Source organism: Bacillus sp. AR2-1, from assembly GCF_008368755.1.
Taxonomy (GTDB): domain Bacteria; phylum Bacillota; class Bacilli; order Bacillales; family Bacillaceae_G; genus Bacillus_A; species Bacillus_A wiedmannii.
The window spans coordinates 1-12,984 of the sequence record NZ_QORY01000034.1 but is presented as its reverse complement, the minus strand read 5'-3'; the positions used below and the strand labels follow the sequence as shown (position 1 = coordinate 12,984).

The window sequence follows — 12,984 nt, the reverse complement described above, 5'->3', positions numbered from 1 at the left end:
GTTGGTTCTCCAAAAGCTTTCGCTAACTTTTTCATAAACATATAGGCGGCTTGATGATCTCTTGTTTTACGAAGTTGGATATCCAATGTATACCCTTTTCGATCAATCGCACGATAAAGATAAAGCCACTCCCCTTTGACTTTGATATAGGTCGCATCTAAATGCCATGATAATTGAGCAGTTTTGTTTTTCTTTTCCCAGATTTGATAAATAAGATTGCCATATTCATGCACCCAACGCATGATTGTTGTTGGATGAACTGATATTCCACGCTCTTTCAAGATTTCAGATACATCACGATAGCTTAAAGAAAAACGACAGTAGTAGCCAACGGCTACCAAAATAATATCTTTTTTGAATTGTTTCCCTTTAAAATATCCCATTTATCATGCTCCTCGAATCATTTTTCTCACATTTTAGTTTCGTTTAGAAAACTTTGCAACAGAACCAACTAGAATCCCTTATTTCTTTATTTTATCTGCATTTCATCTGCATCTATGACCATTAAACTACATACTTGTAAGATGTATTTATGAAAATAGACTCAAAAAAAGAGGGATCTACGAATGAAAATAAACAAAAGTCGATTATATATTCGGAATATCTTTTTGGATCGCAACCATCGATTATTGAATAAACTTCAAGATAAAAAAAGATTCCCAATAAAATTCCGGGATTTTATGCAAAAGGATACAAGTATAGCATTTTTTTTTCTTCTACCAAGTGCAATTGGTTTTTCAATTTTTTATCTGATTCCATTTGTAATGGGAATGATCTATTCGTTAATGGATGGCACAGCTGATGGTTCTTTTGTCGGTTTAGCCAATTATAAAGAACTGCTGGGCAGTTCTTCTTTTCTCAAAGCAGCAACGAATACGTTTTGGTTTACTGCAGTAAGTGTACCACTTGTAATCATTATCTCTTTATTACTGGCACTTTGTTTGAATCAAAATATATATATGCAAAATTTGTTAAGAAGCGCGTTTGTATTACCACTTGTAGTTCCTGTTGCTTCCATTGTCATGCTCTGGCAAATTTTATTTGATTGGAACGGTACGTTTAACTTATGGATGCACAATATGGGGTTTGAACGAATGGATTGGATGAAATCGAATTGGGCAATTGTTGTCTTGTCAATCGTGTATCTATGGAAAAATGTCGGATACAACATTATTTTATTCTTGGCAGCGTTACAGAATATCCCGAAAGAGTATTACGAAACTGCAAAAATTGAAGGTGCAGGTCGTATGCATACATTTGTAAATATTACACTCATTTATTTAACACCAACAATGTTTTTTGTCATATTAATGTCGATTATCAATTCGTTTAAAGTCTTTCGGGAAGCATATCTGATTGCGGGAAGTTATCCTCATGACAGTTTGTACATGATGCAACATTATATGAATAATATGTTCGTGTCGCTTGATATTCAAAAGTTGACAGCGGCTGCCACGTTGATGGTGGGAGCTATTTCTATCATTGTATTCGTATTGTTTGCAATAGAACGTCGTTTTCGAAAGTTTATGAATTAGGTGGGGAAAGTAGATGAAAAAAGAAAATGTATTTCGTAAATGGATGTTAACGCTGTTTTTGAATATATTAGCAGTCATGATGCTATTTCCAATTGTATTTACCCTGACGAATTCATTCATGACTGAGCATGAGATTGGATACAATTATGATTCTATTGGAGAGATGCAAAAAGATACACCGTTCATTAATTTGAAATTGATACCAGATTTAGTATCGTTTGAACAATATGGAACATTATTAGTGAAAAATCCGACATTTTTAAAAATGTTTTGGAACTCAGTATTCATGGTTGTGCCAATAATAGTAGGTCAAGTAATTGTTGCATCGCTGGCAGCCTATGCCTTTGCTAAGATTCAATTTAGAGGCAGAGACAAGCTGTTTATGTTATATCTTTTGACAATGCTTATGCCGTTCCAAGTTACACTGGTACCGAATTATATTATGGCGGATAAACTTGGAATCTTGAACAGTATAGAATCTATTATTTTCCCGGGTATTTTCGGAACATTCGGTGTGTTTATGCTCCGGCAGTTCATATTGCATATTCCAGATGCGTATATAGAAGCAGCTAAAGTGGATGGCGCTGGCCATATTACAATCTTTTTTAAGATTATTCTTCCTCTTATTCGTCCTGGGATTGCCGCTCTTATTGTCTTATTATTTGCGGATTATTGGAATATGGTTGAACAGCCACTTATTTTTCTGGATGATGCGTCCAAACATCCCTTATCAATTTATTTATCACAAATAAATGAAGGTGCACGCGGTGTTGGATTTTCTGCTTCTATCCTGTATATGACACCAATGATCCTGTTGTTTTTATATGCTCAGTCCTATTTTATTAAGGGAATTCAGTTATCAGGTGTAAAGGAATAATGAAGACTTATAGTGTAAACTTTCCTTCGGAAAGATTTTAAGGGGGAACAAAATGGAATATAGAACTGAACCAGTCGTTACAAGAAAAAAACGAAATATTAAAATTATTTCCAGTTTATTTATAGGACTTTTAATTATTCTGACAATTTTTAGCAATACACTAGCGGATTGGGATTTGCCAAAGGTTACTACAGATAAGCCAAGAAATGACCAGCTTACACAAACATTTACAGGTAATGGCGAGTTATTGCCACAGGAAGAAGAAAAGTTAAGTAATAACAACGTAGAGGCGAAAGTGAAGGAGGTGCATGTAAAGGAAGGGAACAAGGTACAAAAAAATCAATTATTAGTGACATACGATACTAAAAATAAGGAACAAGAGATTCTTGATGAAGAAGCAAATCTTCAAATTAAAAAATTAGACCTAAATGATAAAAAGTTAGAACTAAATGACGCTCAAGTTGCTTATAATGAAGCCAAAAAAAATCAACAAAAAACTAAATCAAATGATCAACCAAAAAATCAACAAGAAACCGAATCAAATGATCAACCAAAAAATCAACAAGATACAAAATCAAATGAGGATATAGGAGAGAGAAGTATACAAAGTCTCAAAACAGCTGTGGAGAGCAAAAAAATTGAGATTAGTATTCAAGAAAGAAAAATTAAAAATTTAAAAGAAGAATTAGAAACGAATAAGAAACTGATTGCTCCCTTCGATGGAGTTGTTACAAAAATAAATGCAAAGAAAGATCAACCTTCTGTAAAAGAGGAAGGAGATGTGATTCTCTTTAATGAGAGTAAAGGCTTTAAGGTTGAATTACAAGTACCTTCTGATTTAGCCATACACTTGAAGATTGGAGAAAAGATAGAAATGAAAAGAAATGCTAAATCCTTAGAAGGTGAGATTGGAGAGATTCGAAATATAGAAAGTAATGAAAATGGGAGACCACAGGAACAAGGCGAACAGCAAGGGAAACAAACATCAGCAAATCCACAACCACAGAAACGTATTCTTGTAAAGGTACAAGGAGAAGAACTTAAAAAAGGTGAGCAGGTCGAAGCTAAATTGACTAAACAATTTACTAAAGGTGTTCTTATACCAAACAGGGTGATTGAGGAGGGACCTAAGGGACCTTTTGTCTATACAATAGAAGAAAAAAAGGGACCTTTAGGTAATGCCTTTTATATAAAAGAATCTCCTATTACTGTTGGTGAATCTAATGGGCAGGAAACATTAGTGTTAGAAGGAGTATATGAGAAAGATCAAATTGTTTTAAGAAGCAGTGAACCTTTGAAAAAAGGAGAACGGGTAAAGGTAAAATAACAAACATAAGGGGAAATTTTTAAATGAAAAAGGTATGTATGATGCTAGTAGCAAGTCTATCAATCAGTTTCGTAACAGCATGCGGAAATAGTGATAGCAAAGGAGAAAGAAAAACAAAAGATGGAAAAACGATAATCGAAGTGTCGACTTTAGGTGAGACTGAGTCTCTAAAACAGGCAGAGAAACTATATGAGCAAAAGAATCCTAACATTGACATCCAGATAAAAGGGGCTTTTCCGGAAGATGGATCAGATAAAAGTGAATCAACGACAGACGAGACCTCCGCAGAGAAAATAATTAGTAAAGTGAATACAGAATTTTTAGCGGGTAAAGGATCCGATGTAATCGTACTAGACGGTTTACCTGCGGACAAATATGGGAAAAAGGGCTTGCTTACAGATTTAAGTGAAATGATGGAACAGGATAAATCTTTTAATAAAAATCAATATTTCAATAAAGTTTTAGAAAATTCGGATACAAACGGAAAACTTTACGGTATGCCATTATATTTTTGGTTAAGTGGACTACTTGGAGACGATACTGCAATACAACAGTCTGGAGTAGAAGTGAATGACAAAGAGTGGACTTGGAGTGAGTTCACAAGCATTGGAACAGAATTAGCAGGCAAAGGAACACATAAACATGTTATTGGAAATACTCCTCCGGAACAAATGCTACAATTTCTAGTGCAAGATCATTACGCTCAGTTAGTAGATACAGTAAGTGGAAAAGCAAAGTTCCAGTCAGATTTATTTGTACAAATGTTGGAAGACGTAAAGAAGATGTATGACGAGAAAATAGCCACTGCAGATTCTGTGAACTTAGGAGAATCATATTTTGTCAGTCTACCAATGATTATGTCAATAGAAGACTATTTTTATACAGGAACTATATTCGGTTTAAAAGGGACAAAAATATATCAAAAACCACATATAGCTGGACAAAAAAAAGGAGTTGCTTTTACACCGAACAAAACAGTAGGCTTAAATGCGAAATCTCAGGTCAAAAAAGAAGCATGGAATTTTCTTAAGTTTTTAATGTCTGATGAGGTCCAAAGTAAAGGGAATGCATTTCCAATTAATAAATCTGTATATGAACAAAAAATTAAAACACTGAAGGAAAAAGGAAAACTTGAGGGTCCAGCTGGTTCTATTAACGTTACCGAGAGTGATATACAAGAATTAGAGAAAATGGTTGCTGAAATAAGCGTCCAGAGCCCACAGAATACTAAAATTGAATCCATTATTGCTGAGGAGTCCAAGTCTTACTTTAGTGGTCAAAAATCAGCTAAGGATGTAGCAAAACTGATTCAAAACCGAGTGACGACATATATAAACGAATAATCTGTATATATCACGACACGTAGTAGCAATTAAAAGTAAAAAAAATTAGCAAAGGGTGATGAAAATTGAAGAGGAATAAAATGATTAAGATGTTATGTAGCGCTATACTACTAACTGGTATGGTTGCATGTAGTAACAAAGGTGATGAGAATCCGGAGAAATCCGTTGCTCAAAATACGAGTGCAGAGAAAAAAGAATCATCTGTTGAACTTTCAAAAGAAGATCAAGATAAGAGTGCAGAGAACAAGGAATCATCTGTTGAGGAAACCAAACTCTCTATAGAAGATACACTTTCAAAAGAAGATCAAGAAATTGTTGAAGGATTGTTTAACTCGGTCCCTAAACTAAAAACTTTCTTTCAATTAGAAGAAAAATACTCAAAGTCATTAACAGTGAAAGTTATAAAGCCAAATTCAACAAATAAAAATGAGGAAGGATACTATGATGTGACGTTTGAAGGAACTATATTAGAACAATGGAAGTTTTATGTGAATCCAGATAGTAAAAAGGTTTTATTTAAAGAACTGTCTATTGGAAGTAAGGATTATACTCTTGAAGAGTTCAACACTTATTTAAAGGAAATTGATGAAATGAAAATTGAAAATTTTCACAAAATGTTAGAGATGAAGTATGGAAATCCTAAAACTCAATAAACTATGGCATATATGGTGACAACAAGGATATTGTTTCATAGAAACTCATGACAAATAAGAGAAACTGTACAAAATTGAACGGCAGTTTCTCTTATTCTACTTCTTGAGCCTAAGGAACCTTTTCGATTTCCTATATCTGTCTCATAGCTTGAAATATATACTGGCTCTTAAAAATCTAACCGATAGAGTTTCTCAAGTAATATTGTACGTTTGAGGTTCAACATGTATACAAAAATTTGGAGGTTATAGCTTTAAAAATTCAGAGAAAACAAAAATGATAAAAATATATATAGTTTTTGTATTAGAGGAGGTAAAAACATGACAGAGGTAGTATTAAAAAATATTTATAAAATATATGATAATAATATAATGGCCGTGAATGACTTTAACCTTCATATTCAAGATAAAGAATTTATAGTGTTTGTTGGTCCTTCTGGATGTGGTAAGTCAACTACTTTACGTATGATTGCTGGATTAGAGGACATTTCACAAGGAGATTTATACATTGACGAAAAATATGTGAATGATTTATCACCAAAGGATCGTGACATCGCAATGGTTTTCCAAAATTATGCTCTCTATCCACATATGACCGTGTATGATAATATGGCATTTGGTTTGAAAATTCGTAAGTTACCAAAAGATGAAATTGAGCGTCGTGTTCACAACGCAGCAAAAATTCTTGGATTAGAAGAACTTTTAAAACGGAAACCAAACGCGTTATCTGGCGGTCAGAGACAACGTGTTGCTTTAGGACGTGCGATTGTACGTGATGCAAGAGTATTTTTAATGGATGAACCACTATCAAATCTCGATGCAAAGCTACGTGTTACCATGCGCTCTGAAATTTCAAAACTGCATCATCGCTTACAAACAACCACGATTTATGTTACGCATGACCAAACAGAGGCAATGACAATGGCAACGCGCCTTGTGGTTATGAAAGACGGACGGATACAACAAGTTGGTACGCCAAAAGAAGTATATGATTATCCTGAAAACGTATTTGTTGGTAGTTTTATTGGTTCACCAGCCATGAATTTCTTTACAGGGAAAGTGGAAAATGGAAAATTTATTTTAGGCCATATCAAACTAAGTATTCCAGAAAGAGGATTAGAAGCACTATGTGAAAAAGGTTATGAAAATAAAAATATAATTCTTGGTATTCGCCCAGAACATATAAATGATAGTCCAAGTATGTTAAAAACATTGCCTGATAATATTATAAATATAAAAATTGAAGTGGCAGAATTACTTGGAGCCGAATCGATGATTTATGGTACGATACACAATCAATCCTTTATTGCACGATTAGATACACGTAATGATTATCAAACAGGCGAAGCCATGAAACTTGTATTTAATATGAATAAAGTACATTTCTTTGATGCTGAAACACAACTACGTATTAAATAAAATAGTATTTTTTCGTACCAGAATCCACTATATCATTTCGGAAATTTTGTTTATTTAGACATAAATAAACCAATTCTCTTTATATTTAGGAGAAGGTAAAGAAATTATCAAAATAAATTTAAAAAAGTGTAGAACCTCATTTCTACACTTTTTTCTGTAAATAGAAATAAAACAACACGCCATCAACTGTATTATATACACCATACTCCGCCCCATGAAGTTCTAAAATGTTTTTTGAAATGGCAAGCCCAAGCCCCGTTCCACCTTGTAAACGTTGACGAGCTGTATCAACTCGGTAAAAACGATCCCAAATTTTATCTAATTGATCTTCTTCGATATGGGCACCTTTATTTTCGATACAAACTTTTATGCGACTTGGCTCATCTATTGTAGAAATAATAATATCCTCTTTTTCTGGCGTATAACGAATAGCATTCGTGAGAAAGTTGGTGATTACTTGTTCCATACGACGATGATTTGCAATGACTTCAATTGCAGAAAGATGTGTGTGAACATGTAATTGCTTTTTTGTTATCTCCATAGATAATTGTTCACATATATGCTGAATGGCTTTGTCAATATAAAAAACGTCGACCTGCATTTTATACGTACCAGATTCAAATTTTGCTAACTCAAGCATATCCACAATCAACATATCCATTTTATCTACTTCTTTTTCCATTGCCTTAAAGTAATACTCTTTCTTATGACTTGCAACACCATCTTTTAAAATAGAAATACAACTTTTCATAATACTTAGAGGTGTCTTTAACTCATGTGATACTCCTGAAATAAATTCTTTTCTTGTATGTTCTAATTGCTTTTCTTTCTCTATGTCTCGGTGTAATTTCTCAATATGTGAATGTAATGTATTTGAAAGTACATTAATATTTTGAGATAAATCACCAATTTCATCTTTTGTCACGACTGGAACCCTTTCCGTGAAATCTAAGTTTGCAATTTTCTTGGTTGTCTTGTTTATTTGTAATAAGGGCCGTGCAATCTTTTTTGAATAGTAAAAAGAAGCTAGAAAAATAAGAAGCAACACAAACATAATAATATAGACATAATACTCTTTTATCATTTGTACAGCCTCATCAACTGGCTGCAATGAAGTCATTGAAAAAATATATGTTATTGTACCGCTCTTATCCTTTATCGGCTTTATTATGAGCTTATATTTTATATCATTCTGCTCATAATTGATTTCTTGTAATGAATTATAGTTAATATTTTGTTCATTTAGTAATAAGTCTGCCTGAAACTCTTGTATTCTTTCCATGAATAAGTTGTTTGAATAAACAAAATTCGATTGTTCATTCCCACCCGTAAGTTGAACTTTTGTAATTTTCCCTTCTAGATATTTTTGAGGTACTTGTTCATCAAGTTCTTTTTTATGTTCAAATTTATGTTTTTCAAAGTACTCTTTAGAACTATATTTACTTTTAAGTTTTTCTCCAAGTTCATTTATTTTTTTATCTAATGTCGTATTTACCAAATTTGGAGTTGCTGTTTTAAAGAATACAGAATAAGGAATGAACGTAGCATTTTTTTTTATACCCGCCAAAGTAACTGTTTCTCCTAAAGGGAATGTTTCATTTGAAATATTCCTAGAATGATCGTTCGCAACCTTAAAATTATACAGTGGTATGGTAATTGTAGCATTTGCGAATTGAGTTTCTTTATTTTTAGACTGATCTAATTTTACTTCTATATAAAAATCATTTACATTCTTTAAATTCCCATTACTATCTAATGTTGTAATCCATGTATTATGTTCTCGATAGAAATCTTGTTCTAACTTTTGAATGGCTTGTGAATTTCCGCCGCTATTTAAATAATTTGTTTCAAAAGATTTCATGTTTGTTTTGGTATCATTCACTTTTTTATTGGCATAAAATTGCTTGAAGAATATGGTTTGTCCAACAAAAATGGTTGCTAAGATCGACATACACAACACTGTGGTTAACATAAATAATTTTAATACAATACCTGTTTTCATACTTTATCCTCCAATTTACAACTGGCTCGAACGATGGCTATAACAATCTTAGATTTACCCGCAAAGTATTATACATTCATCGACAAATAAATTCATAGACCCATTTTTGTAATTATTTGTATTCTCATAATGCATATACTTTGATTTAGTATTAGGTATGTAATACTTCAAATTCCGTATGAGTAAAGTTAATGTCTTTTCCTTCTATTATGGCTATAGATAATAGGAGGTGTACATGAATACCTATACAAGATAATATATAATTGAATAATTTTTTTAAACAATCCGACTATGGAATAGTTGTTTCGTACTTGCTAGTAAGAATAGAGGTAATATAAGGTTTTGTTGCATCCCTAACTAATACCGAGTAACGTATTAGCTTCGTCAAAGCGAGCTGTCAATATAATGATAGGAATATTTGAATCTTACAGATTCATTGGTAAACAGATCAACTGTCTGTTTCTGGTAACATGATAGTAAAAATAACTAAATGAACTTCGTTTTCTTCACATAAGGACAATGCTTCTTTTTCATCTATCGCTTCTAATACTTCATAACTTGAATTTAGTTAAAATGACTAGCGAGCACAAAAGCCAAATCGTTCTTGATAAACAAGAGCGATTTGGCTTTTGTGTTTAAATTATAAAAAATTCTTAAAGAAATATACTTTGCTTTTAACAATCGGTTTATTTTTGAACTTCTTTAATTTTAATATTTGCTTGCTTATAAAAGGATAATTTCTTCTGGTTATACTCATTCGTGTATTTATTAAACCTATCCTTATTTGAAAGAATTTGTTCATAAGACTGATTGACCATTTTTACTTTCTCATTAATTGATTTTAGTTTTTCATCTTTTGCTTGTAGCATTTTGTACAGTTCTTCTTCTAATTGTAATGATTTTTTATAGCTATCATACAATTTTTTGAAAGAATCAGCGCGATTTCTATACATATCTTGAACTTCTTCTGCCTGTTCTTGTAACCTCTTATCTGCTAATTTCTTTATATAGTTATCAACAGACTTCACTTCTTTTTGTGCATTGTCTAAGGCGGTTTTTTCTTTCTCTAATATTTTTTCACGGTCATGTATATTTGTTATAGCTTGATCTAACTTTTCTTTCACTACTTGATTATTTTCTTTTCCTTCAATTGTAATTTTCGTATATAACTCTTGTCCGTTCTTTTCTAATTCCGCTAATTTTTTTGTAGCTTCAAACATTGTCTTTTCTTGTTTTGCAGCACTTTCAAATGCTACATACAAATTTGCTTCTGGTTTTTGTCCTAAACAGCCTGACAACAAGGTTACAGATAGGGCTGTCATAAGTGCTAGTTTTCTATATATCAACTGCAATTCCTCCTACTTAGATACGATCATCTTTCCAAAAATTTAATGGGAAATGAGAGGCTTCATCATACACTTCAAATTCATAACCTTTATTACGAAGGTCATCAATAATTCTTTGTAATGCCTGCACTGTCTGTGATTTTTCATGCATTAAAATTACTTCGCGATTTTCACTAACCTGAGAAATCGTTTTTTGAACAACAGCATCTGGATTTCCTGGGAATTTCCAATCTAAAGAATCTATTGTCCAATCCCACTCTTTCATGCCGACATTTACCATTTTATCTCGTAATGCCTGTGTAAGCCCGGGCATACTTCCATATGGACAACGAACAAGATTTGGATGAATTCCAGTTACTTCTTTCATGATATTTTGCGCTTGTTGCATTTCTTCCACAAATTCGCCTTGGGTATACAGCTTTTTAAAACTGTGTGTCATACTGTGAACACCTGGATAATGCCCTTCATTTACTAAGCGTTTTACACTTTCTTTATGAGCTGGAATATTTCCGCCAATCATAAAGAAAGTTCCTTTTATATTATTATTCTTTAAAATATCTAAGATTTCTTTTTGAAATTGACTTGGTCCATCATCAAATGTTAAATATGCTACTTTACGAACCTGACCATTATATTTATCTGGCGCTGTTTTTCTTATTTCTACTTTTATTTGCTCACTTGCCAGTTGAACAGCATTTTCTTGGTTCATTACCCCTTTTGCAGGTGATGTAAAGAATTGAAACATAAATATCCCTAGTGTGATACAAGCGACTATTGATATAATCACCGTTATTTTTAATCCTTTTGTAAACATTCTTGTATGTCCTTTCTAGTTACCTTTAATTATATATTTTTTACTGAATAAATTTATTCAGTAAAATTGGAATTTGTAATTATATACTGAATTTTATTTTTGGTTTAATAGTCTAATTTAACTAGACTACTATTTTTTAAAGTATTCTATAACACCATTAACAATTCCAGAGGCTACATCTGCTTGGAATTGTTGTGAATTCATTCGTTGCTCATCTTCTGGATTTGTAATATAACCTAGCTCAAGTAAAATGGATGGTTTTTGATTTTCACGTAATACATAGTAATCACCAGATTTTACACCTCTGTTTTTTGCCTGTATCTGTTTGAATAAATGTTCATGTATTGTTTTCGCTAATGCTTGTTCCTTTAATCCCTTGTAATAGTAGGTTGTTACTCCTTTTACATCATTAGTTGTGAAACCATCATAATGAATACTAAGAAAGAGATCTGCTGATTTATTTTGAGCAATATCTACGCGATTTTTCAATGATACAAGCGTATCATCTTCACGCGTTAAAATTACAGTTATTCCTTTTTCCTCAAGTTTTTTTTGAATGTTTTTAGCCGTTTTGAGAGTTATATCTTTTTCTCTAGTTCCATTTGGTCCAATAGATCCAGGATCATTTCCTCCATGTCCTGGATCAATGACTATAACTTTTTCTAAAATTTGCTCTTTATTAATGCTTCCTTTTACTGTTGAACCTAATAAAAAATAAACTGATATAAAACCTATACATATCAGTATAGGATAAATAATTAAAATTTTTTTCACAAAAAAAATCCTTTCTTGAGCAACTTGTTTTTAGCTAATATGTTTAGAATTGGTGAAAGTAAACATAATATTGTGAGTGTTATAAACCATCTACAAAATATAAATGCATACGGTAAATTGATAAAATTCTCATTGCTTAACTGTCTATAAATGCTGTCATACCTTTTGGATATACTTTTAGAATAAAAGTTTTATGTAAAGATTAAATGCAGATAACATGCACTTTTTTTAAAGATTGTTATCTGTAAAGGGGGGAGCGTATACATTCATCAACTGAAAGTATATGTTTGTAGAAAGGATGGTTTTTATATGTGATTTTTTATAGGGATCCCAACAGAAAAATGGGTTTTGGTGCAAAGTTTCTTCACATACAAAACAATTGAGATGGTTGCTGCTAAATGTTATGTAGCCATTGTGGTTCTGTTACAAAGTTTTCTAAACGAAACTAAAATGTGAGAAAAATGATTCGAGGAGCATGATACATGGGATATTTTAAAGGGAAACAATTCAAAAAAGATATTATTTTGGTAGCCGTTGGCTATTACTGTCGTTTTTCTTTAAGCTATCGTGATGTATCTGAAATCTTGAAAGAGCGTGGAATATCAGTTCATCCAACAACAATCATGCGTTGGGTGCATGAATATGGCAATCTTATTTATCAAATCTGGAAAAAAAACAAAACTGCTCAATTATCATGGCATTTAGATGAGACCTATATCAAAGTCAAAGGGGAGTGGCTTTATCTTTATCGTGCGATTGATCGAAAAGGGTATACATTGGATATCCAACTTCGTAAAACAAGAGATCATCAAGCCGCCTATATGTTTATGAAAAGGTTAGCGAAAGCTTTTGGAGAACCAACGGTTCTCACAACAGACAAGGCTCCTGCTCTACTTT

General features: G+C 32.4%; 12 protein-coding genes. 7 read left to right on the top strand and 5 right to left on the bottom strand.

Annotated elements, in window-relative coordinates; genetic code table 11:
- Positions 1-383 (bottom strand): IS6 family transposase (locus tag DT250_RS28635; RefSeq protein WP_149214145.1); only part of this gene is annotated, 383 nt, incomplete at its 3' end.
- 183 nt (positions 384-566) lie between these two features.
- Here DT250_RS28635 and DT250_RS28630 point away from each other — a divergent pair.
- The 6 genes from DT250_RS28630 (at position 567) to DT250_RS28605 (ending at position 7,151) form a co-directional block, all read left to right on the top strand.
- A complete protein-coding gene (locus tag DT250_RS28630; protein WP_179952872.1) occupies positions 567-1,535 on the top strand; it encodes a carbohydrate ABC transporter permease in 969 nt (322 codons plus the stop codon).
- Positions 1,536-1,548: 13 nt separating this feature from the next.
- Positions 1,549-2,412 (top strand): carbohydrate ABC transporter permease, encoded by an 864-nt coding sequence (locus tag DT250_RS28625; protein ID WP_149214144.1) that lies wholly within the window; start codon positions 1,549-1,551, stop codon positions 2,410-2,412.
- Positions 2,413-2,464: 52 nt separating this feature from the next.
- Positions 2,465-3,739: an efflux RND transporter periplasmic adaptor subunit gene (locus DT250_RS28620; RefSeq protein ID WP_149214143.1), complete on the top strand. Its 1,275-nt coding sequence runs from the start codon at positions 2,465-2,467 to the stop codon at positions 3,737-3,739.
- 23 nt (positions 3,740-3,762) lie between these two features.
- Complete coding sequence (locus tag DT250_RS28615) at positions 3,763-5,082, top strand: ABC transporter substrate-binding protein (RefSeq protein WP_149214142.1); 1,320 nt, start codon at positions 3,763-3,765, stop codon at positions 5,080-5,082.
- A gap of 80 nt (positions 5,083-5,162) precedes the next feature.
- Positions 5,163-5,735, top strand: coding sequence for a hypothetical protein (locus tag DT250_RS28610; protein WP_149214141.1), 573 nt, complete (start codon positions 5,163-5,165; stop codon positions 5,733-5,735).
- 318 nt (positions 5,736-6,053) lie between these two features.
- A complete protein-coding gene (locus DT250_RS28605) occupies positions 6,054-7,151 on the top strand; it encodes an ABC transporter ATP-binding protein (RefSeq protein ID WP_149214140.1) in 1,098 nt (365 codons plus the stop codon).
- Positions 7,152-7,293: 142 nt separating this feature from the next.
- Here DT250_RS28605 and DT250_RS28600 read toward each other — a convergent pair whose 3' ends face one another.
- The 4 genes from DT250_RS28600 to DT250_RS28585 form a co-directional block, all read right to left on the bottom strand.
- Positions 7,294-9,153, bottom strand: coding sequence for a sensor histidine kinase (locus tag DT250_RS28600; protein ID WP_149214139.1), 1,860 nt, complete (start codon positions 9,151-9,153; stop codon positions 7,294-7,296).
- 686 nt (positions 9,154-9,839) lie between these two features.
- Positions 9,840-10,475 carry a YkyA family protein gene (locus DT250_RS28595; protein ID WP_149214146.1) on the bottom strand — a complete coding sequence of 212 codons (636 nt, stop codon included), beginning with the start codon at positions 10,473-10,475 and terminating at the stop codon, positions 9,840-9,842.
- 40 nt (positions 10,476-10,515) lie between these two features.
- A complete protein-coding gene (locus DT250_RS28590) occupies positions 10,516-11,313 on the bottom strand; it encodes a peptidoglycan-N-acetylglucosamine deacetylase (RefSeq protein WP_149214138.1) in 798 nt (265 codons plus the stop codon).
- 129 nt (positions 11,314-11,442) lie between these two features.
- The gene (locus DT250_RS28585; protein WP_149214137.1) at positions 11,443-12,087 is read right to left on the bottom strand and encodes an N-acetylmuramoyl-L-alanine amidase family protein; all 645 of its coding nucleotides are present in this window, start codon (positions 12,085-12,087) and stop codon (positions 11,443-11,445) included.
- Between the two features lie 482 nt (positions 12,088-12,569).
- Here DT250_RS28585 and DT250_RS28580 point away from each other — a divergent pair.
- On the top strand, positions 12,570-12,984 hold a 415-nt coding region (locus DT250_RS28580; protein WP_149214136.1), incomplete at its 3' end, for an IS6 family transposase.

Coding starts and splice junctions, on each gene's coding strand:
- DT250_RS28630 (WP_179952872.1), top strand. CDS start 567: ATGAAAATAAACAAAAGTCGATTATATATTCGGAATATCTTTTTGGAT.
- DT250_RS28625 (WP_149214144.1), top strand. CDS start 1,549: ATGAAAAAAGAAAATGTATTTCGTAAATGGATGTTAACGCTGTTTTTG.
- DT250_RS28620 (WP_149214143.1), top strand. CDS start 2,465: ATGGAATATAGAACTGAACCAGTCGTTACAAGAAAAAAACGAAATATT.
- DT250_RS28615 (WP_149214142.1), top strand. CDS start 3,763: ATGAAAAAGGTATGTATGATGCTAGTAGCAAGTCTATCAATCAGTTTC.
- DT250_RS28610 (WP_149214141.1), top strand. CDS start 5,163: ATGATTAAGATGTTATGTAGCGCTATACTACTAACTGGTATGGTTGCA.
- DT250_RS28605 (WP_149214140.1), top strand. CDS start 6,054: ATGACAGAGGTAGTATTAAAAAATATTTATAAAATATATGATAATAAT.
- DT250_RS28600 (WP_149214139.1), bottom strand. CDS start 9,153: ATGAAAACAGGTATTGTATTAAAATTATTTATGTTAACCACAGTGTTG.
- DT250_RS28595 (WP_149214146.1), bottom strand. CDS start 10,475: ATGACAGCCCTATCTGTAACCTTGTTGTCAGGCTGTTTAGGACAAAAA.
- DT250_RS28590 (WP_149214138.1), bottom strand. CDS start 11,313: ATGTTTACAAAAGGATTAAAAATAACGGTGATTATATCAATAGTCGCT.